This is a genomic window from Streptomyces parvulus, assembly GCF_014648855.1.
GTDB classification, from domain to species: Bacteria; Actinomycetota; Actinomycetes; order Streptomycetales; family Streptomycetaceae; genus Streptomyces; species Streptomyces parvulus.
On record NZ_BMRX01000015.1, the window covers coordinates 18,064 to 42,493 of the forward strand.

Annotated in this window: 19 protein-coding genes and 1 pseudogene; 6 read left to right on the top strand and 14 right to left on the bottom strand. The window is 74.3% G+C overall.

Annotated elements, in window-relative coordinates; genetic code table 11:
* Window positions 1-264: 264 nt before the first annotated feature.
* A pseudogene (locus IE108_RS27370) lies at window positions 265-740 on the bottom strand (type 2 periplasmic-binding domain-containing protein); the annotation flags it as partial.
* Window positions 741-925: 185 nt separating this feature from the next.
* On the opposite strand from IE108_RS27370, the gene rox reads away from it, so the two are divergent.
* Window positions 926-2,353, top strand: coding sequence for a rifampin monooxygenase (rox, locus tag IE108_RS27375; RefSeq protein ID WP_064726032.1), 1,428 nt, complete (start codon window positions 926-928; stop codon window positions 2,351-2,353).
* Between the two features lie 44 nt (window positions 2,354-2,397).
* Window positions 2,398-3,444: an L-glyceraldehyde 3-phosphate reductase gene (gene mgrA, locus IE108_RS27380; RefSeq protein WP_064726031.1), complete on the top strand. Its 1,047-nt coding sequence runs from the start codon at window positions 2,398-2,400 to the stop codon at window positions 3,442-3,444.
* A 39-nt stretch (window positions 3,445-3,483) separates the two neighbouring features.
* Here the strand turns inward: mgrA and IE108_RS27385 are convergent, their stop codons facing one another.
* Both IE108_RS27385 and IE108_RS27390 read right to left on the bottom strand, forming a co-directional pair.
* Complete coding sequence (locus IE108_RS27385) at window positions 3,484-4,665, bottom strand: anhydro-N-acetylmuramic acid kinase (RefSeq protein ID WP_064726030.1); 1,182 nt, start codon at window positions 4,663-4,665, stop codon at window positions 3,484-3,486.
* 73 nt (window positions 4,666-4,738) lie between these two features.
* A complete protein-coding gene (locus tag IE108_RS27390) occupies window positions 4,739-6,310 on the bottom strand; it encodes a sodium:solute symporter (RefSeq protein WP_064726029.1) in 1,572 nt (523 codons plus the stop codon).
* A 174-nt stretch (window positions 6,311-6,484) separates the two neighbouring features.
* Between IE108_RS27390 and IE108_RS27395 the strand changes: the two genes are divergently transcribed.
* Complete coding sequence (locus tag IE108_RS27395; protein WP_064726028.1) at window positions 6,485-7,420, top strand: MurR/RpiR family transcriptional regulator; 936 nt, start codon at window positions 6,485-6,487, stop codon at window positions 7,418-7,420.
* Between the two features lie 12 nt (window positions 7,421-7,432).
* Here IE108_RS27395 and IE108_RS27400 read toward each other — a convergent pair whose 3' ends face one another.
* The 7 genes from IE108_RS27400 to IE108_RS27430 form a co-directional block, all read right to left on the bottom strand.
* Complete coding sequence (locus IE108_RS27400; RefSeq protein ID WP_064726027.1) at window positions 7,433-9,277, bottom strand: Na+/H+ antiporter NhaA; 1,845 nt, start codon at window positions 9,275-9,277, stop codon at window positions 7,433-7,435.
* Between the two features lie 22 nt (window positions 9,278-9,299).
* Window positions 9,300-10,505, bottom strand: a complete 1,206-nt coding sequence (locus IE108_RS27405) for an alanine--tRNA ligase-related protein (protein WP_064726026.1) — start codon at window positions 10,503-10,505, stop codon at window positions 9,300-9,302.
* 272 nt (window positions 10,506-10,777) lie between these two features.
* Window positions 10,778-11,392, bottom strand: coding sequence for a dihydrofolate reductase family protein (locus IE108_RS27410; RefSeq protein WP_064726025.1), 615 nt, complete (start codon window positions 11,390-11,392; stop codon window positions 10,778-10,780).
* 30 nt (window positions 11,393-11,422) lie between these two features.
* Entirely contained in the window at window positions 11,423-13,375 is a 1,953-nt protein-coding gene (locus tag IE108_RS27415) for a hypothetical protein (protein ID WP_308433810.1), read from the bottom strand.
* Window positions 13,376-13,562: 187 nt separating this feature from the next.
* Complete coding sequence (locus tag IE108_RS27420) at window positions 13,563-16,700, bottom strand: discoidin domain-containing protein (RefSeq protein WP_064726023.1); 3,138 nt, start codon at window positions 16,698-16,700, stop codon at window positions 13,563-13,565.
* Window positions 16,701-16,784: 84 nt separating this feature from the next.
* On the bottom strand, window positions 16,785-17,681 hold the full coding sequence (locus tag IE108_RS27425; protein ID WP_064726022.1) for a GNAT family N-acetyltransferase: 897 nt from the start codon (window positions 17,679-17,681) through the stop codon (window positions 16,785-16,787).
* Window positions 17,682-17,876: 195 nt separating this feature from the next.
* Window positions 17,877-18,749, bottom strand: a complete 873-nt coding sequence (locus IE108_RS27430; RefSeq protein WP_064726021.1) for an alpha/beta fold hydrolase — start codon at window positions 18,747-18,749, stop codon at window positions 17,877-17,879.
* Window positions 18,750-18,842: 93 nt separating this feature from the next.
* Between IE108_RS27430 and IE108_RS27435 the strand changes: the two genes are divergently transcribed.
* Window positions 18,843-19,361: a CGNR zinc finger domain-containing protein gene (locus IE108_RS27435; protein WP_226485647.1), complete on the top strand. Its 519-nt coding sequence runs from the start codon at window positions 18,843-18,845 to the stop codon at window positions 19,359-19,361.
* Between the two features lie 24 nt (window positions 19,362-19,385).
* Here the strand turns inward: IE108_RS27435 and IE108_RS27440 are convergent, their stop codons facing one another.
* From IE108_RS27440 to IE108_RS27455, 4 genes are all read right to left on the bottom strand, one after another.
* Window positions 19,386-19,781, bottom strand: coding sequence for an EGFR-like transmembrane domain-containing protein (locus IE108_RS27440; RefSeq protein ID WP_079163391.1), 396 nt, complete (start codon window positions 19,779-19,781; stop codon window positions 19,386-19,388).
* A 62-nt stretch (window positions 19,782-19,843) separates the two neighbouring features.
* The gene (locus IE108_RS27445) at window positions 19,844-20,245 is read right to left on the bottom strand and encodes a hypothetical protein (RefSeq protein WP_159394587.1); all 402 of its coding nucleotides are present in this window, start codon (window positions 20,243-20,245) and stop codon (window positions 19,844-19,846) included.
* Window positions 20,246-20,277: 32 nt separating this feature from the next.
* Window positions 20,278-21,102, bottom strand: a complete 825-nt coding sequence (locus IE108_RS27450) for a DUF4397 domain-containing protein (protein ID WP_064731598.1) — start codon at window positions 21,100-21,102, stop codon at window positions 20,278-20,280.
* Window positions 21,103-21,180: 78 nt separating this feature from the next.
* The gene (locus IE108_RS27455; protein WP_064726017.1) at window positions 21,181-21,825 is read right to left on the bottom strand and encodes a sigma-70 family RNA polymerase sigma factor; all 645 of its coding nucleotides are present in this window, start codon (window positions 21,823-21,825) and stop codon (window positions 21,181-21,183) included.
* Window positions 21,826-21,986: 161 nt separating this feature from the next.
* On the opposite strand from IE108_RS27455, the gene IE108_RS27460 reads away from it, so the two are divergent.
* Together IE108_RS27460 and IE108_RS27465 are read left to right on the top strand one after the other, a co-directional pair.
* Window positions 21,987-22,982, top strand: coding sequence for a MerR family transcriptional regulator (locus IE108_RS27460; protein ID WP_064726016.1), 996 nt, complete (start codon window positions 21,987-21,989; stop codon window positions 22,980-22,982).
* Window positions 22,983-23,097: 115 nt separating this feature from the next.
* Complete coding sequence (locus IE108_RS27465) at window positions 23,098-24,345, top strand: NAD(P)/FAD-dependent oxidoreductase (protein WP_064726015.1); 1,248 nt, start codon at window positions 23,098-23,100, stop codon at window positions 24,343-24,345.
* Window positions 24,346-24,430: the final 85 nt, after the last annotated feature.

The window sequence follows — 24,430 nt, forward strand, 5'->3', positions numbered from 1 at the left end:
GGCGCCGCGCGGAACGCGCGCCGAGGACGCGTGCCCCCTGGCGGCCACACCAATCCGGTCCGGGTACGACCGGACGGGGGCCTCGCGCCTGTGGCGCCGCTCGTGGGACGAGCCAGGACCCGGACAGGGGGCATCGCCGCTCCCGCTCCCGGGCCGTGTGCCGGCGCCGGGACGCGCCGCGTGCTCACTCATCCGTCCAGGCCTTCCGGAGTGCCGTCGTCCGTATCAGTCTCCGCCGCCGCCGAAGGGGCGCAAGCGGAGACGTCAGGGCGAACGCGTGCCCACGGACGGCACCCTCAATCGCGCCGTTGCGCCCCTTTCGTGCCGAGAGCCGTCCGGCGCCTCCCGGCCCCGTACTCCGGTGCCCTCCCAGGACACCCGCAGCACCCGGCGTACGGCGCCCCGCAGCCAGTGGTGGGCGCCGTCGGAGGTGCGCCGGGGATGCCAGGCCATGCCGATGGCGACCGGCGGCAAAGGCAGCGGGATGTCGAGGAGCCGCAGGCCCATGACCGCGGCCTGCTCCATGAGCGGCGAGAGCGCGGCACCCGGCTCGGCGAGCGGGACCGGGGCGACGGCGTCGCTGCGGGCGGCGAGCGCCACGGCGGCGAGGTGGCCGGGCAGGACGACCGCCACCCGGCGGCTCAGCCGTGCTCGGCTAGGGCGGCGTGGACCGGCCCGCCGAAGCGCCCGCGGCGGCTGACGGCGACGTGCCCGGCGGCGGCGGACCGCCGCGGCGTCAGCCCCGGCGCGTGGTCCCCGGGGCAGCGAAAAGGCAGCCGGGACGCTCCCCGCCTGCCTCTTTCAACCTATAGCGCATGGGGGGCCTTGCGGCAAGGGCCTGTCCGTGGCGCAGAATCGTCGCCCTCGGCCGCTGCCCGCGTGAGGCAGCCGGCCCGATCCGTCGCATTCGCACCATGGGGGACTCATGATCGACGTACTCGTCGTCGGCGCCGGACCGACCGGCACGATGCTGGCCGGCGAACTGCGCCTGCACGGCGTACAGGTACGCGTCCTGGAACGGGACACCGAGCCGACCCCGGTGGTCCGCGCGCTTGGACTGCACGTGCGCAGCATCGAGGTGATGGACCAGCGCGGGCTGCTGGAGCGGTTCCTCGAACACGGCCGGCGGTACCCGGCGGGCGGCTTCTTCGCCGGGATCGACAAGCCCGCGCCCGTCGAGCTGGACACCGCCCACGCCTACGTCCTCGGCATTCCGCAGCCCGTCACCGACCGCCTGCTGACCGAGCGCGCCCTCGAACTCGGCGCCGCGGTCGAGCGGGGCCGCGAACTGGTCGGCCTCGACCAGGACGACCACGGGGTGACCGCGGAGCTGGCGGACGGCACACGGCTGCGCGCCCGCCACCTCGTCGGCTGCGACGGCGGCCGCAGCACCGTCCGCCGCCTGCTCGGCGTCCCCTTCCCCGGGGAGCCCTCCGGCACGGACACGCTCATCGGCGAGATGCGCGTGGGCGCGGAACCCGAGACGGTGGCCGCGGTCGTCGCCGAGGTCCGGGAGACCCAGAAGCGGTTCGGCGCCGGCCCCCTCGGCGACGGGTACTACCGCGTCGGCGTACCCGCGGCGGACGTGGCCGGCGACCGGTCCGCGCCGCCCACTCTGGAGGAGTTCCGGCGGCAGCTGGAGGCGTGGGCGGGCACCGACTTCGGCGTGCACTCGCCGCGCTGGCTGTCCCGCTTCGGCGACGCCACGCGGCTGGCCGAGCGCTACCGCACCGGCCGCGTCCTGCTCGCCGGCGACGCGGCCCACATCCACCCGCCCGTCGGCGGCCAGGGCCTGAACCTCGGCGTCCAGGACGCCTTCAACCTCGGCTGGAAACTGGCCGCCGAGGTGAACGGCTGGGCCCCCGAGGGGCTGCTGGACAGCTACCACGCGGAGCGGCACCCGGTGGCGGCCGACGTGCTGAACAACACCCGCGCGCAGATGGAACTGCTCTCCACCGCACCCGGCCCCCGCGCGGTCCGCCGCCTGCTCGCGGAACTGGTGCAGTTCGAGGACGTCAGCCGCCACCTGACCGAGAAGGTCACCGCGCTGAACATCCGCTACGACTTCGGCGCCGGCCACGAACTGCTCGGGCGCAGGATGCGCGACGTCCCCCTGCGGCAGGGCCGCCTGTACGAGCTGACGCGCACCGGCCGCGGACTGCTCCTGGACGGCACCGGCCGGCTGTCCGTCTCCGGCTGGTCGGACCGCGTCGATCACGTCGTCGACGCCGGTGCGAAACTGGAGGTGCCCGCGATGCTGCTGCGGCCGGACGGCCACGTGGCATGGGTCGGCGAGGACCAGCAGGACCTGTTCGACCGGCTGCCCCGGTGGTTCGGGGCCGCCACCGGCTGACCCTCCCGCCACCGCCCGCCCCCGACCACCACCGGAGAACCGCCATGAACCACGTCGCCGCCCCCGACCGCTACGACGGCACCATGCGCTACCGGCGCACCGGCCGTTCCGGGCTCGACCTGCCCGTCCTGTCGCTCGGCTACTGGCACAACTTCGGCGACGACAAGCCGTTCGAGTCGCAGCGGGAGATCGCCCTGCGCGCCTTCGACCTCGGCATCACCCACCACGACCTGGCCAACAACTACGGCCCGCCCTATGGATCCGCCGAGATCAACTTCGGCCGGATCATGCGCCAGGACCTGGCGCCGTACCGGGACGAGATGATCATCTCCACCAAGGCCGGGTACGACATGTGGCCCGGCCCCTACGGCCAGGGCGGCGGCTCCCGCAAGTACGTGCTCGCCTCCCTCGACCAGTCCCTGAAGCGCACGGGCCTGGACTACGTCGACATCTTCTACTCCCACCGGCTGGACGCCTCCACGCCGCTGGAGGAGACGATGACGGCCCTGGACACGGCGGTCCGGCAGGGCAAGGCGCTCTACGTCGGCATCTCCTCCTACGACGCCGAACGCTCCCGGGAGGCCGCGGCGATCCTCCGCGACCTGGGCACGCCGCTGCTGATCCACCAGCCCTCGTACAACATGCTCAACCGGTGGATCGAGACCGAGGGCCTGCTCGACGCCGCGGCCGACGAGGGCTTCGGCGTGATCGGGTTCACCGCGCTCGCCCAGGGCCTGCTGACGGGGCGCTACCTCGACGGCGTCCCCGAGGGGTCCCGGGCCACTCAGGGCAAGTCCTTCGCGACCGACTGGCTGAACGAGGACACCCTCCAGCGGCTGCGGGCGCTCAACGACATCGCCGCCCGCCGCGACCAGACCCTGGCCCAGATGGCGCTGGCCTGGGCGCTGCGCGACCCGCGCGTCACCTCGCTGGTGATCGGTGCCTCCCGCCCCGCCCAGCTGGAGCAGAACGTGGCGGCCCTGGACAACCTCGCCTTCACCGCCGACGAACTCGCCGAGATCGACAAGTACGCGGTGGCCGACGGCAGCGTCGACCTGTGGCGGCAGGCCCGCACCGGCGAGATGGGCTGAGGCCGATGGGCTGAGGCCCGGCCCGCCGGCGCGCGGGGGTCACCGCACCGGTTCTCCCGTGACGCGGAGCAGCCGGGGCGGTCCGGCGGCGGGCTCGGGCAGGCGCAGCGGCGACCTGCCCGGGGTGATGCTGCCGAGGAGCGCCGCCCGGTGCGCGCCCGTGCCCGACGGGATCGCGCCGGGCAGGCCGTGCACGGTGAGGAAGCCCAGCAGCGCGAAGGCCAGGGCCTCCTTGGCGTCGGACGGCAGCCCGAGCGCGTCGCTCGCCTCCAGCGGTACGCCGGGCAGCTCCTCGGCGAGCATGCCCATCAGCACCGGGTTGTGCGCCCCGCCGCCGGAGACCGCGAGGCTCGTGACGCCGTGCGCCCGGCAGGCGTCGGCCACGGTGACCGCGGTGAGCCGTGCCAGCGTCGCCAGCACGTCGTCCGGCTCGGGCACCGGCGCCGCGTCCAGCGCCCGCAGCAGGTAGGGCAGGTGGAACAGCTCCTTGCCGGTGCTCTTCGGGGCCGGCCCGCGGTAGTACGGGTCGTTCAGCAGCTCCCGCAGCAGCGCCGGGTCGGTCCGGCCGGCCCCGGCCCGCCGCCCGTCCTCGTCGTATCCGAGGGCGCCGCCGGTGAAGTGCCGCACGGCGGCGTCCATGAGCGCGTTGGCGGGCCCCGTGTCGAAGGCCAGCGGTGCGGCGCCGGGGGCGACGACGGTGAGGTTGGCGATGCCGCCCAGGTTGAGGGCGGCCGGGGTGCCGGGCAGCGCGGCGAGCGCGAGGGCGTCGGTCATCGCCACCAGCGGAGCGCCCTGGCCGCCGGCCGCGACGTCCCTGGACCGCAGGTCGGAGACGACGGGCAGACCGGTGGCCTCGGCGATCCAGGCGGGCTGCCCGAGCTGCAGGGTGCCGCGGACGGTTCCGTCCTCGACCCAGTGGTAGACGGTCTGCCCGTGCGAGACCACCAGGTCGGCCTCCCCGCCGCACAGTTCGCGCAGCGCCCGTACGGCCACGTCGGCGAAGGCCCGGCCGATCCCGGTGTCGAGCACGGCGACGGCGCGGGCGGTCGTCTCCGACGGCGGCAGGAACCCCTCGATCAGCTCGCGAAGTTCGCCGGGGTAGGGCACGGAGAGGTGCCCGAGGGGCCGCATCACCAGGACGTCGCCCCGCAGGACGAGATCCGCGGCGGCGGCCTCGACGGCGTCGTAGGAGGTGCCCGACATCAGGCCGATCACACGCAAGTCGTCTCCAGGGGAGTGAGGCGGGTAGCGGGCGGCCCCGGCGTGAGCGCGCCCGCCAGGCGGCTGACCGCGCTCAGTTGCGGCCGGCCGTCGCGGTCAGCTGGTCGGGTCCAGTGCCCGGCTCGGCGCCGTCCGCGGAGCCGCCGCCGGCCGCGGGCGCCCGGTGGAACAGGCTCAGGACGCCACCGACGGCCAGGGTGATCACCACGCCGATGGGCACGAGCCACTGGGCCGCGATCGGCTGGGACACCGTCGTCCCGCCCGTCGTGACGTCGATCTTGACCACCCGCACGATGTAGGTCATCACCCCGATGGTCACCAGGAAGGCCACGACCGAGTCGACCTCGTTGGCGCGGGTCACCAGCCGCCCGAGCAGGAACGCGCCGAGCAGTGCGCCGTAGGTGTAGCCGGCGATGGTCAGGCCGGTGAGGTAGACGTTGCCGGTGCTCGTGCTGAACGCGCAGGCGAAGACGGCCATCAGCGTCGCCCACACCAGCGTCGTCCAGCGGGCGAGTCGCAGCAGCGCGTCCTCGGACGGGGTGCTGCGGAAGAAACTGTGGATGATGTCGGCGACCGTCGAGTTCGACATCGAGTTCAGCGCCGAGGAGAGCGAGCCCATCGCGGCGCCCAGGATGCCGGCCACGAGCAGACCGGAGACGACGACGGGCAACCCGTTCAGGATGAACTCCGGGTAGAGGTTGTCGGAGCTGGACAGGCCCAGCTCGGAGAACGACTTGCCCTGGTTGTACGACCACAGCAGCGCGCCGACGAGCGAGAACGCGGCGAACTGGATGACGACGAAGACACCCGAGGCGATCATGGCCTTCTGGCCCTCGCGCAGCGTCCGGGTGGCCAGCACGCGCTGGACGATCAGCTGGTCGGAGCCGTGGCTGGCCATGGCGAAGATAGCGCCGCCGATGATGGCGGTGGGCAGGGCGAACGGGCTGGTCAGGATGTGCGCCAGGTTGAAGTCGGTGTCGAAGAGCGTGAACCGCCCGGCGTCCCAGGCACGCGCGTAGCCGGCCCCGCCCACGTGCGCGGAGAGCACCGCGACGGCGAGGATCGCTCCGCCGAGGTACAGGCCCATCTGGATGGCGTCGGTCCAGATGACCGCCTTGATGCCGCCCAGGTAGGTGTACACGACGGTGATCAGCGTGAGCACGATGATGATCACCCGGTAGCTCGCGTGCACGCCGAACTCGTCGAGCAGCAGCTTGATCGGGATGGCGGAGGCGAACAGCCGGACGCCCTCGGCGAGGAGCCGGGTGAAGACGAAGGTCACCGACGCGAGCCCCTGCAGCTTCAGCCCGAACCGGTCGCCCAGGTACTGGTAGGCGCTGACGAACCCGCCGCGCTTGTAGAGCGGGATCAGCACGGTGGCCACGACGACGCGTCCGATGACGTAGCCGAGGGCGAGTTCGACGTTGCCGAAGCCCTGGCCGCTGTAGGCGCCGCCGGGGACGCTGATCACCGTGAGGACGCTGGTCTCGGTGGCGACGACGGAGAAGGACACCGTCCACCACGGCATGTGGCCCTCGCCGACGAAGTAGTCCTTCGCCGATTTCTGCTTGCCGGCCTTCCGGAGGCCGATCCAGGCGATCCCGATCAGATAGACCACGATCACCACGAGGTCGAGCTGGCGCACACGTGCTCCTAGACACTGGCCGGTGGGGTCGCCGGCGTGGGGAGAGGGCCGTCCGAGTATGGGAATGCCGAACTCCGGATGTCAATAAGTAACGGCGCTTCAGGGTGTACGTAAATTTTTGACCAACCCGGGTGGCCCCATTAGCCTGTCCCCACCACACCCAGGAGGGGCGCCATGGTCCGCCAGTCCTCGTCCGGCGTGCCGGAGCGGTCCGCCCAGGACGCCGCGCCCGCCGACGTCCTCGCGCGCGTCCGCGCCGCCCGCCCATCCCTGGCCCCCTCCGAACGCCGGGTCGCCGACGCCGTCCTGGCCGCCCCCGGGCAGGTCGCGGAGCTGTCCATCGGCGCACTTGCGGAGCGGGCGGACACCTCGGCCGCCACGGTGATGCGGTTCTGCCGCACGATCGGCACCGGCAACTACCCCCAGCTGCGCCTCGCGCTGGCCGCCGCCGCCGCGCGCGAGCACGCCCTCGGGGGTGAGCGGGCGGAGCACGGCGGCACCGACATCAGCCCGACGGACTCGCTGGACCGCATAGTCAGCAAGATCATCTACAACGAGGTCCGCGCCCTGGAGGACTCCGGCGCCGGACTCGACGTGGAGGCGCTGGGCCGTGCGGTCGACGCCGTGGCGAAGGCCCGCAGGGTCGACATCTTCGGCGTCGGCGCGAGTGCCTTCGTCGGCCAGGACCTGCACCAGAAGCTGCACCGCATAGGCCGCATGGCCTTCATCTGGAGCGACCGGCACGCGGCACTCACCGCGGCGGCGCTGCTGGGGCCCGGCGACGTGGCGCTGGCCGTCTCCCACTCCGGCGAGACCGAGGACACCACCGAGCCCCTCCAGGCCGCCGCCGAACGCGGCGCCACCACCATCGCCCTGACCAACGACCCCGGCTCCACGCTCGCCACCGGCGCCGACCTGGTGCTGACCACCTGCGCCCGCGAGACCCCGTTCCGCTCCGGTGCGACCGTCAGCCGCATCGCCCAGCTCGCCGTGGTCGACTGCCTCTTCGTCGGCGTCGCCCAGCGCTCCTACGACGCGTCGACCACCGCCCTGGAGAAGACCTACGGAGCCGTCCAGCGCCGGCGCCGCCCCGCCCGCCGCGACACCTGACCGGCCGTCACCTCACCCGCCGGCCAGGGCCCGCCGCCGGGCCTGCTCGACCGCCCGCTTCAGGGCGCCGATGTCGTAGGCGCCGTGGTGGCGCCTGCCGTTCACGAAGAACGTGGGTGTGCCCGACACGCCGCTCAGGTCGGCCGAGTCCACGTCCTCGGCGATCCTGCGGGCGCCCCGGCGCCGCTTCAGGTCCTCGCGGAACACCTCCATGTCCAGGCCCAGTTCGCGCGCGTGCCGCAGCAGGTCCCGCTCGCCCAGCTCGTCCTGGCGGTCGAGCAGCAGGTCGTGCATGTCCCAGAACCTGCCCTGCCGGGCCGCCGCCTCCGCCGCCTCGGCCGCCGCCTGGGCCTGCGGATGCACGTCGGTGAGCGGCAGGTGCCGCCAGACGTAGCGGACGTCCGTCTCGCTGCCCAGCAGGTCCCGCACCACGCCCTCGGCCCGGCCGCAGTACGGGCACTCGAAGTCGCCGTACTCGACGAGGGTCACGGCGGCGTCGGCGGGACCGCGCACGTGGTCGTGGCGCTCGTCGACGGACACCCCCAGGTCGGTCAGGGGCTCGGAGGTGCCGAGCAGGGCCCGCGCCCGCCGCGCCGCCGGCAGGAGCCCGATCACGGCGGAGACCCCCCAGCTGACCGCGAACGAGCCGAGCAGCGTGGCGAGGATGCCGATGCGCGCCTGGTTCAGTTCCTCCCCCTCGAAGGCCAGCGCGGCGATCAGCAGCGACACGGTGAACGCCGCGCCCGCGATCGACCCGGCCGCGGTGACCGAGCCCCAGCCCACGTTGGGCCGCAGCCGCCCGCCCGACAGCAGCCGCGCGCCCGCCATGGAACCCAGCACGCCGACGATCTTGCCCAGCACGCAGCCGCACAGGATGCCCAGCGTGATGGGCGAGGTGAACGCGTCGGCCAGCCGAGCCCCGCTCAGTTCGATCCCGGCGTTGGCCAGGGCGAAGAGCGGCACGATGCCGAAGCTCACCCAGGGCAGGAACCGCTGCTCCAGCCGTTCGTTGGGCGAGATCGCCGAGGCCAGTCCGCGGGCCGCCGACCGCTGGAGTTCCGGGGTCGGCTGCTCCCGGAAGAGCCGGAAGAGACGGCTCGCCCGCTCCAGGTCCCCGCGGGGCGCCGGATAGGCGATGACCAGCGCCCCGACCGCAAGGCCCGTCACGACCGGATCGATCCCGGCCTCGTGGAGCGCCACCCACACCCCCACGGCCAGCAGCGCGCAGAGCAGACCGCGGCCGGCGTCCGCCAGGCGCAGCACGACGACGATGGCCAGCAGCGCGCCCAGGGCGATCAGCAGGGCGGGGACATGGATCTCGTCGCTGTAGAACACGGCGATGACGACCAGCGCCACCAGGTCGTCGACCACCGAGATGGACAGCATGAACGCGCGCAGCGAGGCCGGCAGCCGATGGCGCAGGACGGCCAGGATGCCGAGCGCGAACGCGGTGTCGGTCGACATGGCCGTGCCCCAGCCGTGCACCGAGTCGTGCCCCGCGTTGATCACGACGTAGATCACGGCCGGGACGACCATGCTGCCGAGGCCCGCCACCGCGCTGAGCACCACCCACCGCCGGTCCCGCAGTTCCCCCATGTCGAACTCGCGCCGCGCCTCCAGCCCCACGACGAAGAAGAACAGGCTCATCAGACCGGCGTTGATCCACTCGTGGACGGTCAGCGACAGGTGGCGGGTGTCGAAGCCGATCGTGAAGTGGGCCTGCCACACGGCCTCGTAGGAGTGGAGGTCGATGTTGGCCCAGAGCAGGGCCGCGACGACGGCGGCGAGGAGCAGGGCCGCGCTGCCGGTCTCCGTCTGCACGAAGGTGCGCCAGCGCGCCCCGCCCCTGGTGGTCATCTCCTGGGCTGCCTCGTGGGGCTCAGTCTCGCTCACGCGGGCGATTATGACCGCCCGGGACCGGTTCCTCGCGCAGGCTCGTCACCAGGTCGCGCGGCAGCCCGTGGGTGTCGTGGAGGTAGCGCAGGTCGTCCTCTCCCAGCGGGCCGCGGAAGCGGGGGCGCGAGAGCACCCCGCGGCCGCGTTCCAGCAGCCCGCGGAACCGGCGCTCCTCGTCCAGCAGCTTTCGCCGTACGGCTTCGGGGTCCTCCTCCTGCCGGAAGTGGTCCAGCGTGTGGGCGACCAGGTCCCGGGGGAGGTCGCCGAGGCCGCGGGCCGGATGGTCGCGCCACAGGACCGTGAGGGCGCGGCGCACCAGGCGGCGCAGCACGTATCCGCGTCCGGTGCTGGCCGGGCGGACACCGTCGCCGATGACGACGACGGCGGAGCGCAGGTGGTCGACGACCAGCCGCAGGGAGGGTTCGTCCAGGGGCCACAGGGGCGGCACGAGCCGCCGCCACGGGTCGAAGACGTCGCACTCGAACACCGACGGCCGGCCCTGGAGCAGCGAGGAGAGGCGCTCCAGGCCGAGGCCGGTGTCGATGTTGCGCTGCGGAAGCGGCACGAGGCTGCCGTCGTCCAGGCGGCGGTGACGCATCATCACGTGGTTCCACACCTCCACCCAGCGGTCGTCCCGGGTGGGTGTCGAGCGGGGTGGGCCGTCACCGGTCCACAGGAAGATCTCCGAATCGGGGCCGCAGGGGCCGACCGGCCCGTTGGACCACCAGTTGTCCTCCCCCGTCAGCTCCACCGGCACGCCCCGTTCCTCCCACAGCCGCAGCGAGTCGGTGTCCGGCCCCACCTCGTCACCGCCCCCGTACACGGTGGCGTGCAGCACGCCCGGATCGACGCCGAGGCCCTCGACGAGGAACCGGTGGGCCCAGTCGAGGCTCAGCGATCCCTCGTAGTCGCCCAGGGACCAGGTGCCGAGCATCTCGAAGACCGTCAGGTGGGTGCGGTCGCCCACCTCGTCCAGGTCCGTGGTGCGCAGGCAGCGCTGGACGTTGACCAGCCGCCGGCCGAGAGGATGCGGGCGGCCCTCCAGGTAGGGGGTGAGCGGGTGCATGCCGGAGGTGGTGAAGAGCACGGTGTCGCCGGGCGGGGGCAGCAGGGTCGAGCCGGTGACGCGGTGGTGCCCGCGTTCCTCGTAGTACTCGACGAACGTGCGGACGATCTGCTCGGTGTCCATGGGGTGGCTCCTTCGCGTGAGGGCGGGAGGCACCGGAGAACGGGACCGGCGAGCGGGGCGGCGAGGCAGGGCCGGAACGCCACAGAACCACCGGCGGGCCGTTTCCGGTCGCCGGTGGAGAGGGGGGGGAGAAGGTCAGGCGGCGGCGGCCGGCGAGCTGGTCGCTCGCGCGGTCGCGCTGGTGCTTCGGCCGATGACGTTCATGCGGACGAACGTAACGCGTGACGCCGCCGGGTGCACGCGAATATCCGGTGAGGGCCGGGCGGCGGGCGTCAGAGCACGTCGTACGTCAGATGGGTCGCCGTCGACGTCGGGGTCACGCTCCGCTGGACCAGTCCCTGCGGCGCCCGGCCGGGGAACAGCGGCGTTCCGCCGCCCAGCACGACGGGTGCCAGGTGCAGCGCCAGGATGTCGACCAGGCCGGCGTCCAGCGCCGAACCGATCAGGGCGCCGCCGCCCATGAGGACGACGTCGAGGTCCCGGCCGGCGGCCGCCGACGCCGCCTCGGCCCGCTCGCGCGCCACGGCGACCGCATCGGCCACGCCGGTGGTGACGAAGGTCCAGTCGAGGTCGGTGAGGCGCACCGCCTCGGGCGGGGTGCCGGTCACGACGACGAACGAGGGCTTGCCGACCTCGCCCGCGCCGTAGCCGGTCGTGTCGTCCCAGCCGCCCGGGCCGTCCACGATGTCGAAGAGGCGGCGGCCCAGGACGACCGCACCCGAGCGGGCGGTTCCCTCGCGCAGGAGCCGCCGGTCCTCGGGGTCGTCCGAGAACGCCCAGGTGTGCAGGGCCTCGCCGCCGGTGCCCAGCCCGTTGTCCGGCCCGGGGTCGGGGCCGGTGACGAAGCCGTCGAGGGAGACCGAGATGTCCGCGATGATCCGAGTCATGTCAGTGGGGACCGGCGCCGCCCGCGAAACTCATCGGTCGCCGTCGCCGTCGCCGTCGCCGTCGCCGTCGCCGGTCAGGGCGGGCAGATCCTCCCCGGTCCGCAGCCGGCCCTTCACCTCGGGCTCGGAATCCCTGGGCGCCCGCACGGCCAGCGTCCGCTCGTCGCTTTCGGCCTCGACCCGGCCCGTGACGCGCAGGCCGGTCACCGCCCGGCTGCCGGCGGCGAGGACGTACCAGTCGCCGTCCGGGGAACGCCAGTGGGTGTCGGCCACCACGTGCTGGCCGAACCTGCTGCACGCGGCCGTCCCCCGCGCCCGTACCACCCGCTGGGCCCCGTCGCCGGTACGCAGGTCCACGGACACCTCGTCGGTGCCGCTCCAGGTGACGGCGCGGGCGCAGGACCACACGGCGCGTCCGGCGTCCCCGGGGAGCCGTTGGTCGGCGAAGTCCCACAGGTTGACGGCGCGCACCGAGGTGTCCCCGTCGAAGAGCGCGCCCGTGCCGCACGCCAGCCGTGACCAGGCCACCAGCGCCGCGCCCCCGGTGGCCTCCCGGGGCTGGCGGGCCGGGGGAGTGCCGGCCCCCGGCAGGGGCGTGTAGGTGAGGTGCGCGGGGGAGAGGCCGCCCCGGTCGGCCACGAGGAACGAGTGGTCCTCGACGATGCGCGAGGACGAGCGCAGTTGCAGCACCGGGCGCCGCTCGCAGGCGCCGCCCGCCGACGCGACCGGTACGGCATCGGTGACGCCCTGCGCCGACACGCCGAGGTCGCGGGCGGCGTCGTCGGGGCGCAGCAGGTCCCGGGTGCCGGCCTCGGCGATCCACGGGGCCAGCAGGTAACGGGCCGCTCCGTCGCGCCGCGCCACGGCGACCGCCGCGGCGGTGGTGACGTCGGCGTCGTCGGCCCGGGCCACGGCCAGGGCGGCGTCCTCGCTTCCCGAGGTCCCCGGCTCCGAGTAGCGGGCCAGCCTCCCGCCGTCGTGGAGGAGCACGACCGCGGTGCCGTCCACCTCGCCGGCGAACAGCAACTGCGGGGAGCGGGGCGGGGGGTCGGTCGGGGTGCCGGGCGCGAAGGAGACGCGCGTCCCCGCACGGGCCGGGCCGGACCAGGACTCCAGGGCCCTGTTCAGCAGCGCGGCGTCGTCGGTGCGGTCGCCGCGGGCGGGCCACGCGGTGAAGTCGACGCGCGAGGTGTCCGCCCAGAGCGAGGGGTCCGTGCGGCGCAGGTCGCTCGCGGCGGGCGTGTAGGAGGAGCGCGCCGCGTCGGAGCCCGCGCCGCCGGACCCGGCGGTGTCCCGGTCCGTGGCGACGAGCGCCGTGGCGGTGACGAGTGCGGCGAGCAGCACGGCGCCCGTCAGCCGGGTCCGCCGCCTGCGGCGAAGCAGGTCCGTCGGCTGGGCGTGCACGGTGCAGGCGTCGAACTCGCTGTGCGCCGCAGCCGGCAGCACGCTCGCCGCCGTCGTGCCGTTGCCCAGGTCGAGCCGGTCGGCGGCGCGCAGGGCGCCGGCCGGGTCGTCCACGCCGGCGGACCGCAGCACCTCCAGCACCTGAGGCTCCGGCAGCCCGTCCACGTGCCGCAGGACGAAGGCGCCCCGGGTGGCCGGTTCCGCGCCGGCCAGCACCCGGCCGAGGGCCATGTCGTCGGCGTTGCCCGACCGGGGGAACAGCCTCAGCCCCAGCACGATCGGCATCCGGCGCGGCGGCCACACGGCGGCCGCCCGGCCCGTCCAGGTGCCCGCGCGCCGCCCGTCCCGGAGCGCCGCCCGCAGCACCGCGGCCCGCAGATCGTTCCCGATGAGGGAGGCGACCGGCTCGGCCCCGCCGCGTGGAGCGGGCACCCCGGGCGCCGGCCGTGCTCCGCCGGCCTTGGGCAGGGCCCGCTGGGCGAGGGCGTGGGCCCTGATCACCCGGCGGTGTCTGCCCGCCGAGGCCGGCAGTACCAGGTACGCGAGGCGTACCAGGCCGCCGTACTGCTCGACCAGCACGGACTCGGCCCTCTGGACATGCCTCCGGGCCGGGCGACTTGTAGCACGGAACCGACTGACGGGCATAAGCGGTGCCCTCCACGACCGAGGATCTGCTGTTGCTGATCTCTCAAACGAGTGAATCGCGTGATGGTCACACGACGGTCGTGGTCCGGCTTCACCCGGCCGGGTGGCGCGGCGGCCCCCCTCAGTTCACGGAGAGCCGCACCAGCCCCTCGTGCGGGTGGGGCGTGCCCTGCACCGCCACCGCGACGTAGCGGGCGGAGCCCTCGTACGCGAGTACGCGCACGCGCCCGTGGCCGGACGGCGCGCCCACCCGCCGGTAGCGCACGCCGTCGGTGGAGAACTCCACCTGGGCGGCCGGGGCGTGGCCGCTCGTCCACTCCGTCTCGACCCGGCGTATCGCCGTGCTCGCGCCGAGGTCCACCACCATGCGGCCGTCGCGGCCGGGGCGCCACGACGTGTCCGGGGCACCGTCCACGGCCGCGGCCGGGCCGGACATCCCCGGCGGCAGCGGATCCGTCGGGAAGGTGTTGCGGCCCAGGGCGTGGTCGTCGTACGGGTAGGCCCGCGCGCCGCGCAGGGCGACGCGGACCTCGTGCCCGCCCCGCACGCTCACGACGGTGGAGCGCCCCTGCGCCTCGACGCGGACCCGGCAACGGGGCCCGGACAGCCGCAGGGTCGCCCCGTCGTCCACCCGGACCCGCAGCCCCGGCGGCAGACTCCGCCCCGAGAGCGGGACGAGCGTGAACCGGGGCGGGAGCAGCAGCGCGGACGCCGCCTCCAGGCGTGCCGCGTAGCCGAGGCCCTGCCGGGTCACCGTCTGCTCGCCCTCGTAGACGTGCCGGCGCCGGCCCTCCTGCGGCACCTCGACGCGGGTGGCGACCGCGTCGGCCGACAGGTTGAACAGGCTCAGGTGCCCGTCCACGACGGCCGCGCGGACCCGGGGGTCCTCGGCGGCGGGGGCCGGGCGGCCCGCCAGCGCGCGCAGTTCGCCTGCGGAGGCTCCGCAGTGCCCCTCGACCACGAGTGCTTCCCGCGCCCCTTCGGCCGGCATGATCGTGTCGCCGTAGACGGCCACCGCGTGTCCGTCGCCGCCGCCGCGGACGACCAGCCCGGCCCGGCCGTCGACGTCGAGCCAGCCGCCCTCGCTGCGCAGCGCGGGGGCCGGCCCGGTGGCCAGGTCCGTCCACCGCTCGCCGTCGGACGAGCCCTGGATCAGGTAGGCGCGTCCGGCGGCCGCCTCCCAGCGCAGGGTGACCCGGTCGACCGCGCGGTCGGCACCGAGGTCCACCGCCCACCAGCTGTCCGCGCGCTTCCTGTCCTCGCGGGAGACCGCCCAGCGGGTCGCCGCGTCCCCGTCCGCCGCCATGCCGGCCGTCATGCCCGCCGACTGGGAGGAGGCCGTCGCCCTGCCGCCGCGCGCGAGGTCGTCGGACCCCGCACCGGAGCGGACCTCGACCGCGTACAGCGAGTACCCGTACGCCGGGTCGGGGCGGACGCCCAGCATCCTGACGTGGCGCACCGTCGCGGAGGCGAAGGCCAGTTCGTCGACGCGGCCCTTCGCCTCGGGCGAGGCGTCCTGGGCGCGGACCGTGGCCGAACCCTCCGCGAACCCGTAGGCGCGGCTGCCGTCGAGCCCCGCCACGCCGGGCATGGTGAGGTTGTGGACCTCCAGCCGGGAGCCGCCCGCGAGCGTGCCGTCGGCGGCGTAGACGACCCCGCCCGAGGGGAGCGTCGCGTACCCCGCGAAGCCGTCCCCGAGGCGCAGCACCGTGGCGCTGCCGTCGAACCCGTCGCGCGGGGCGGTGTGCACCCGCACGTTGCGGCCGGTGACCTCGGCGGACGTCGAGGGCAGAAACACGGGGGTGGCGCCGCTGAGCCGGAACAGCCAGTCGTCGTGCCCGGGCTGCCAGCCGAACTTGACGAAGCCGGGCTTCGTCACCACGCCCGCCCAGGCGGCCGCGGACTGGTGGGAGACCAGACCGGGCCCGGTCCCGAAGTCGGTGACCCCGGCCGCGTGGGCGAAGAACTCCTCCCGCGACAACGGGCGCACCTCGCGGCCCGGCGTCGGCCACACGTGCAGCAGATAGCTGATCGCCAGCTCCGCGCGCGCCTCCGGCTCGTACTTGGGCTCGCCCGAGAACTTCGCCAGCCGGTACTCCGGCGGGTACTTCTGGTACGCCTCCAGGCGCTCGGCCAGGTCCGCCTCCGCGCGGGCGGCGGCCCGGTCGCCGGCCACCCGGGCGAGGAAGGCCAGCGGGATCACGTCCCTGCCGTAGAGGTGCTCCCGGTCGTTCACCATGGGCATCAGCGGTTCGCCCGCGTCCGACATGACGCCCAGCAGCGTGCGCCACAGCGGCCCCGCGTTGGGCTGCCGGGTCAGGACCTCGGGCAGCGGTTCGCCGGCGGCGAGGAAGTGCGCGGCGTTGCGGCCGGAGGTGCGCCACATCTCCGCCTGGTAGTGCGGCCCGAACGAGCCGTGGTTCTCCACGATGAACGTGTCGTACGTGTTGTGCGCGGTGTTGCGGGAGACCGGGACGCCGTCCACGCGCGCCGGGTTGGCCAGGTCGGCGGCGGGCAGTCCGCCCTCGTTGCGCGACCAGGTCCCGTAGTCGGCGGCCCAGTCGGCGCGGCGCCGGTCGTCGGGCGCCCAGGCCAGCGCCGGGGCCAGGGTCTGCGCGTACAGGCCCATCTCCTCCAGCTTGGTGTCGCCGACGTGGCCGCCCGCGAGGCCGTTGGGCGTCCAGTCCCCGGAGGCCGGGTCGTCGCCGGTGCCCAGGGAGTGGGTGTACGCCGCCTGTTCACGGGTGATGGTGTCCACGGCGGCGCGGGTGGCGTCGTCCAGCTCGTCCCAGAGCAGGCGCGCCGCGAGGATGAAGTACGACTGGAAGGTGGTGTCGAAGAACAGGGTGCGGCCCCACTGGGTGCCGCCGGTGAGCCGGTTGGAGGCGGCGAAGTGCCGCAGGGTCGCCAGGGTCCGGCGCCTGAGCGTCTCCCGGTCGACGCCGGCCTCGTCCTCGTCGTAGGTCCCGTGGGTCAGCAGCACGGCGTGACCGAGGACGACCGCGAAGCCGAAGTACTGGTCCGTGTAGGCGCCCTTGGCCTCGTCCCACTGGGTCTCGGACCAGCGGGTGTGCCGGAGCAGGACGCGGTGGTAGGTGGCCGCGACCTCGTCCGGCGGTTCGACGGGACGGGCGCCGCCCGAGGCGGGAGCGGCGGCGGAGGGCGCGCTCAGCACCGGCTGGAGCGCGGCCGCGGCGCCGGTCGCGCCGAGGAGTTGGAGCAGGAGCCTGCGGCCGACAGGGAGGGAAACGGGGCCCATCATGGTCCTTACTTCGCCGGGCGACAACGTTGTCAACGGGGTCATCCTCGAACGGCTCCGACAGGCGTGTCAATGGTCGTGCGCTCACCCGTCCCCGCGGGCGGGGAGCCCGGCCGCGTGCGGAAGGGCGAGGTCGTACCGGGTGAAGTCGGCGTACGGCAGGTAACCCAGGCGCCGGTAGAGGGCGTTGCTCGTGAGGTTGGCGGGGTCGGTGAACAGGACGACGTCGGTCGCGCCGGCGTTCAGCGCGGCCCGGGTCACCGCGACGGTCACGGCGCCGGCGTAGCCCCGGCCGCGCAGCCGCGCCGGGGTGTAGACGGGGTCGATCCGGACCTGGCCGCCCACCAGCGGGTTGGCGCCCGCCATGGAGACGGGGGTGCCGTCCGGGTCCTCCCAGTAGGTGTAGCTCTTCTCGGCGAAGCGGGTGCCGGTCCAGGTGCCGGCGGTTATGGCGACGCTCTCCCCGACGTCCGCCGCGAACTCGCGGCACCAGCCCATGAGGTGCTCGTGCTCCCGCTCCTCGACCGGCCGTCCCCGGCCCGCCGGAACCGGCTCCGGCGGGGTCAGCGTGCCGAGGCGGTGGAGCCGGCCGCGCCAGCCGTGGACGGCTGCGGCGCCGGTGTGGCGCTGCCAGGCCTCGGCGAATCCGGTGGCGGTGTCGTGGTCGGCGAGCACGCCGGCGACGGTGCGCCCGAGGCCGGTGAGGCGGCCGGCGAGGACGTCGGCCTGCTCGGGGGAGAGGGGGGTGAGGACGACGCGGTGGGACGGCAGGCGGTAGAGGGCCGCGCGGACCTCGCCCGCCGCCTCCAGCAGACCGAACAGGACGACGCCTGTGCCGAACGCGGCCGTGCCCCGGGTGCGCATCTTCTCCAGGGTCGTCAGTTGCGTGGTGTGCAGGGCGGGCCGTGAGCGCAGGAAGTCCCCGGCGCGGGCGAGGAACTCGTCGAGGTCTTCGGTGAAGTGCCAGTCGTCCGGTCGCATGCTTCATGATCTCCCACGACGAAGCGACGGCCGGGTGTGGGGGGAGCGCTTGAGGCGCGGTCGCGTTAGCGCGGTGGCCCGGCCTTCGCTCTGCCGTGGGAGCGATGGCCGGGGCCGTGACCGCGCGGGGCGGGCGCACGCGGGAGTCGCACGGTGAGGCGCGGCCGCTGTCGGTGTGAGTGCCGCCGACCCGGGTCAGGCCGTCGGCAGGTGCTTGGCGAGGAACGTGCGGATCAGTGCGGCGACCTCGTCGCCGGCGCTCTCCAGGAGGAAGTGGCCGCCTTCCATCACGTGGATCTCGGCGTGGTCGGTGTCGCGGGCGAAGGCACGGGCGCCGTCGGGACCGAAGAAGGGGTCGTCCCTGCCCCACGTGGCGAGCACGGGTACCTGCCTGCCGCGCAGCCAGGCGTGCAGTGCCGGGTACAGCGGCGGGTTGGTCGCGTAGTCCAGGAACAGCTTCAGCTGCACCTCGGCGTTGCCGGGCCGTGAGATGTGGGCGTGGTCGAGGGTCCAGGTGTCCGGGGTGAGGACGCTGACGTCCTGGACGCCGGTCGTGTACTGGTCACGGATCGCTTCGAGCGTGAACGCTCCGCGCAGCGCGGCCTCGTTCTCCGGGGACTGCTCGCGCTGGTAGGCCCAGATCGGCCGCCAGGTGTCCGCGACGAAGCCCTCCTCGTAGCCGTTGCCGTTCTGGGTGATCACCGCGACGACCGCGTCGGGGTCGCGCAGCGCGAGCCGCCAGCCGATCGGGGCGCCGTAGTCCTGCACCACGATCGCGTACCGGCCCACCCCGAGCTGGGTGAGCAGCCCGGCGGTCAGGTCGGTCAGGGCGTCGAAGCCGTAGTCGAAATCCTCGGTGCCCGGGGCGTCCGAGAGTCCGAACCCGAGGTGGTCGGGGGCGATGACCCGGTACCCCTCCAGCTGTGGGATCAGGTTGCGGAACATGAACGAACTCGTCGGGAAGCCGTGCAGCAGCACGACGGTCGGCAGGTCCGCGGAGCCGGTCTCCCGGTAGAAGATCCGCCGGCCGTCGACGGTCGCGTACCGGTGATGAACTGTGGCACTCATCGTTCTAACCTCCTTGGGGCGCTTAAGGTGGTTACACGGTAAGCACGTCAGATGTAACCTGTCAAAGGTCGAATGGAGGTTAGTTTCGTGATCGTGTCCCAGACGTCCGACGAAGGGCTGCTACTGGCCCTGCTGAACACGACGCCCACGGTCGAGGGCGTACGTGTGGACCGCCTCGCCGATCCGGAGGACGCGCGTGCCTGGGTGCGGGAGCACACCGGCGGCGACATTCAGGAAGACGTGGCACTCCTGCGCGCCACCCGCGACACGCTCAAGGCGCTGGTCGACGGCGAGGCGGAGCCCACCGCCCTCGCCCCTGCTCTGGACGGCGTCTCCTACCGCGCCGCGATCGGCGACACCGGGATCGACTGGGAACTGGCGGCCCCCGCGGAGCACGCCCTGGCCGCCCGCGCGGCCGTGGCCTGGGACGCGCTCCGGCACAGCGCACCCGGCCGGGTCCGGCGGTGCGGGAACACGGAGGAATGCAGCCTCTTCCTCATCGACCATTCCAAGAGCAACAGCGCCCGCTGGTGCTCCATGGCAGGCTGCGGCAACCGCATGAAGGCGCGCCGCCACTACGAGCGACGCAAGAGGACGCGGTCGGAACCCTGACCGCGCCGCCGGTCGCCGAACGCCTCAGCCGGTCGCCAGAGCCTTGGTCGCGGCGTCCAGTTCCTCGGGCATGACCGCGATCAGGACCTGGCCCTCGGGGGACTCGCACTCCACGATCGCGGAGCGGGGATTGACGGCCATCGCTTCGCGAGGCGAGGGCGGGCGTAGGCCGGTCTGTCGGAGACCTGTGGGCAGCACGGTCGTCCTCCTGCCCCAAGCGGCTTCCCAGGCCAGGGGGCCGGCGCCGTCGATGAGCAGGCGTCCCGCCTTCCAGCGGGAGCCCTGGGCGGGCCGCTTGAGCATGCACGGGAGCCCGACCGGTTCGCCGGCGGTCGTCGCGGTCGACCGGTGCTGCCGCTTGCGGCGCATCAGCCATCCGACGAAAGCCGCGACGATCGCGAGAAACGCCAGTTCGATCACCCTCGTATTCAAGCAGCCGGAGAGGGGGCTCGCCGCATCGCTGCCTGACCCTGCCCGTGCGCTCAGCGGCTGCGCCGGCGTCGGTACCGGGCGACCGCGACACCCGCCGCGAGTACGAGCGCCAGCGTCAGCGCTCCGCGCGCAGGGGACCGGCCGCGCGTGTGGTCACGCGCGGCCGGGATCGGGGGCGGGGGGCCGTCGCCGTGGTCCGGGGGCGGGGTGGCGGGTTCGGCCGCCTCTTCGGCCAGGCCCTGTGCGATGCTCTGCCACACCCGGGCCGGCGGGGGCGTCGGGAGATCCGGCTCCTCCACTCCCCGTGCCGCCATGACGACACGGGTCATGAGGTGCAGTTCCTCCCGGCAGCGCCCGCACGCGGCGACGTGCTGGAGGGCGCCGGCGTCGTCGTGGGCGGCGTCGTTGCCGAGTGCCAGTTCCACCAGACGTGCGGGGTCGACATGCGGCACCGTTGCCCTCCTGCCGGTGTGACGGGGACGGTTCACCCACGGTGCTCCGCGGACCTGCGCATCACCATGACGCCGGTCAGGGTGACCATGCCCGTCGCGGCGGCCCAGGCCAGCCACTCCTGCGAGGAGTTCGGGGCGAGGCCGGCGGCGTTGCCGCTCGATGAGGCGCGGGTGGTGTCGAGCGTCTGGGTCGCCAGTGCCAGGTTCTTGTCGTTGGCGCTGCCCCAGGCGTAGGCGACGGTGCTCGTGCCGTTCCCGAGGTTCAGGTCGGCCGGGCCGATCGCCACGGTGTCGGTGCCGGCGAGCACCACGTCGGCGGAGACCGTGCCGGCGTCGACCACCGCGCTGTCCTGCTTCGGGTTCTCCAGCCCCTTGAACAGCGGCTGCCCGCCCGCGCGGACGTCCACCGCCGGTGCGGCGGCGACATGGCGGACCGTCAGCCGGGACTGGCCGTCGCCGACCGCGGAGACGTCGTTGACGAACGACGTCAGCTGGGGTGTGCCGTCGGCGGAGAGGTGCGCGGCGATGGTGGCGTTCGCCCCGGCCGGGACCTCGACCTGCTTCTCGATGGCGGGGGTGCCGTCGGGGCCCTGGCCCGCCTCGAAGACCTGGATGTCGTAGGTGCCGGCCTTCAGGGACTGCGGGTCGGTCACCGTGCCGGGCTTGAAGTCGCTCAGCAGCTCGTCACCGTTGGCGTACACGTCGACGGTGAGTCCGGGGACGCCGTGGAAGACGGACACCATGCCCGAGTCGTCACCACCGCCCGCGGGTGCGGACACGGCGGGTGCGGTGGCGGCGAAGGCCAGGGCGCAGGCTCCGGCCGACGCGCCGAGGAAGAGCGGGATTCGGGAAGCCATGAGGATCATCCCTTCGTCGAGAGTGGCGCCCGTCGGGGCGGTCTCGTTGATGGCTCGTACCTGATTCGGGCACGGGCGTCACGACGGATGCGCCGTGCGGGGCGGATTCTGTTCGCGGGCCGCCGCGGCGGTCTCGTCGGCACGGCCCCGCTCGATCCCCTCCCGCAGCCGGAGCAGACCGCGGCGCGTGTGGCTCTTGACCGTGCCCAGCGGCGTCCCGGTGCGCTCGGCGATCTGCGCCTGGGTCAGGTCCTCGTAGAAGGCCATGCACAGCACCTCGCGCTGGCCCCGGGGCAGCCGCGACAGCGCGTCGACCAGCAGCACCCGGTCCAGGACCTCGTCCACCCCCGCCTCCTGGCGCTGCCCGCCGGCGTCGTGGGCCGCGGACTCGACCAGGGCGAGGCGGCGCGTCCTGGCCGCAAGGGCGTCGACGATCTTGCGGCGCGTGATGCCCACCAGCCAGCCGCCGAGCGGCCCCCGCTCCGGGCGGTAGCCGGCCCGCCCGCGCCAGGCGCCGATGAACACCTGCTGCGTCACGTCCTCCGCCTCGTGGGGGTCGCCGAGCGAGCGGCTGGCCAGGGTGTGGACGAGGGAGCCCCAGCGCCGGTACACGGCCGCGAACGCGACCTCGTCGGACGCGCACAGACCGCGGGCCAGCTCCGCCTCCGTCAGGTCCTCCCGCGGGCCTGCGGTGACGTCGGAGTGTCGCGCTTTCGTGCTCATGACCTGTTCCTCCTGCCGTCTGCGCGGACCGAGGCCGGGAGCCACCCCCGCGGCGGGATCCGGACGGCGTGGGGTTCGTTGGCAGCAGCCCTTGGACAACAGTGTTGTGAGGGCAAACGACGCACACAACATGCGTCGTTTGTGCGTCGTAAGATGGAGGTATGGGCCTGAACAGGGACGATGAAGCGGACACCGAGGCGGACGCCCGGGACGCCGGCGGGCTGACCACCGGCGAGGTCGCGCGGCGCCTGGGCGTCGCGCCGACCACCGTCCGGTCCTGGGACCGCCGCTACGGCCTGGGACCCGCCGCGCACACCGGCGGCCGGCACCGCCGCTGGACCGGCGGCGACCTCGCCCGGCTGGAACGCATGTGCGCGCTGACGGCGACCGGCCTCCCGCCCGCGGAGGCGGCCCGCCTCGCCCTCGGCGAGACCGCCCCGGCCCCGCCCCCGAGGCCCGCCCCGCCGGCGCCCCCGGCCACCGCGGAACGCAGCCGCGCCGGCAGCGGGCTCCGCCTCGGCGACGTGCGCCAGGAGTGCAAGGGCATCGCCCGCTCGGCCCTGCGGCTCGACGCCGTCGCCCTCGACAAGCAACTGGAGGACGCGATCGCGGAGCACGGACTGGTCGCGGCCTGGACGGAGGTGATCATGCCGACGCTCCAGGCCGTCGGACGCAAGTGGGAGAGCGCGGGCGAGCGGTACGTCGAGGTCGAGCACTTCCTGTCCTGGCACGTCTCCGGCGCCCTGCGCCGGCACGCGCCGCCCGTGGCCGCGGACCGGCCCGGCGCCACCACGGTGCTCGCGTGCGTGCCCGCCGAGAACCACACGCTGCCCTTGGAGGTCCTGTCCGCCGCGCTGGCCGAACGCGGCCTGCCGGTACGCATGTTCGGCGGCGCGCTGCCCGTCGAGTCGCTCGTGGCGGCCGTACGCAGGACCGGGCCGGCCGCGGTGGGGCTGTGGGCGCAGTCCCGCACCACGGCCAGCCGCCCGCTCGCCCAGCACGTCTCGGCGATCGAGTGGGGTGTGCGCGGCGCCCGCAGGAAGCCCGTCGTCCTCACGCTCGGCCCCGGCTGGGCCGGGCAGACCTCTCCCGGGCTGCCGCACCCGCCGGGACTGTCGGAGGCCGTCGCGGTGGTGGAGCAGGTCGTACACAGGTGACAGCGCTCCTCCTGTCGGGTACCCGGCGGCGGTGCCGCCTGGCCTCGCCGGGCGGAACGTGCTCGGGTGGATCCGGTCTCCCGACGGGCGGAGGCCGCTGTCGAAGGAGGGGCGCATGACGACACGGCACCAGGGGACCGCGGACACGGTCGTCGTCGGAGCGGGCCTGGCGGGTCTCGCCTGCGCGCTGGACCTGTGCCGCGCCGGACGGCGGGTCGCGCTCCTCGAGGCGTCCGACGGCGTCGGCGGCCGGATGCGCACGGACCGGCGCGACGGCTTCCTGCTGGACCGGGGATTCCAGGTGTTCAACACCTCCTACCCCCAGGTCAAACGGCGCCTGGACCTGCGTGCCCTGCGCCTGGCCCCGTTCACCCCGGGCATCCTCGCGCACACCCCGGAGGGCCCCGTCCGCCTCGCCGACCCGACCCGCCGCCCCCGCGACGCCGGGACGCTGCTGCCCGGAAGGGCGCTGGACGCCCGCGACCTGGCCGCCCTCGCCGCGCTCACCGCCCGGGACGCGCTGCTCCCGGCCGGACTGGTCAAACGGGGCCGGGACCGGTCCACCGCCGACGCCCTCTCCCGCGCCGGCGTGTCCGACGCGGTCGTCGGCGACATCCTGCGGCCCTTCCTGTCGGGGGTCTTCCTGGAGGACCGGCTGGAGACCTCCGCCCGCTTCTTCCACCTGGTCTGGCGCAGCATGGTCAGGGGGACCCTCTGCCTCCCGGCCGGCGGCATCGGCGCCGTCCCCGCCCAGCTGGCCGACGGCCTGCCCGACGCGGTCCTCCGGCTGGAGACGCCCGTCACGGAGGTCACCGGCTCCGGGGTACTGCTCGCGGACGGCCGGGAACTGTCCGCCCCGTCCGTGGTGGTGGCGACGGACGCCGCCACGGCGGCCCGCCTGCTGCCGGGCGGCGACCTCCCGGAGACCCGCACCGTCACCACCTACTACCACGCCGCGCCCCGCACCCCGCTGGCCGAACCCACGCTGGTCGTCGACGGCACCGGCGAGGTGCTGAACACCTGCGTCCCGAGCGAGGTCACCCCCACCTACGCGCCCCCGGGCACCGCGCTGGTCTCCACCTCCGTACTGGGCCCCGACCGCCCCGGAGCGGACGCCGACGTACTGCGCCGCCTGGCCGACCTCTACGGCACCGACACCGGCGACTGGACCACGGTCGCCACGTACACGGTCCGCGACGCGCTCCCCGCGATGCTGCCGCCCTGGCCGACGAGCCGTACGACGCGCCGGTCCGCGGGCCGCTACGTCTGCGGCGACCACCGCGCGACCGGCAGCGTGCAGGGCGCGCTCGCCTCGGGCACCCGGGCCGCGCGCGAAGTGCTCGCCGACGGGGACGGCGGCTGACCCCACCGGATCACATCCGCCGCATCCACCACGGGCCGGTGGGCGGAATACGCGGAGACGCGGAACCCGCGGCATCCGCCGAGAA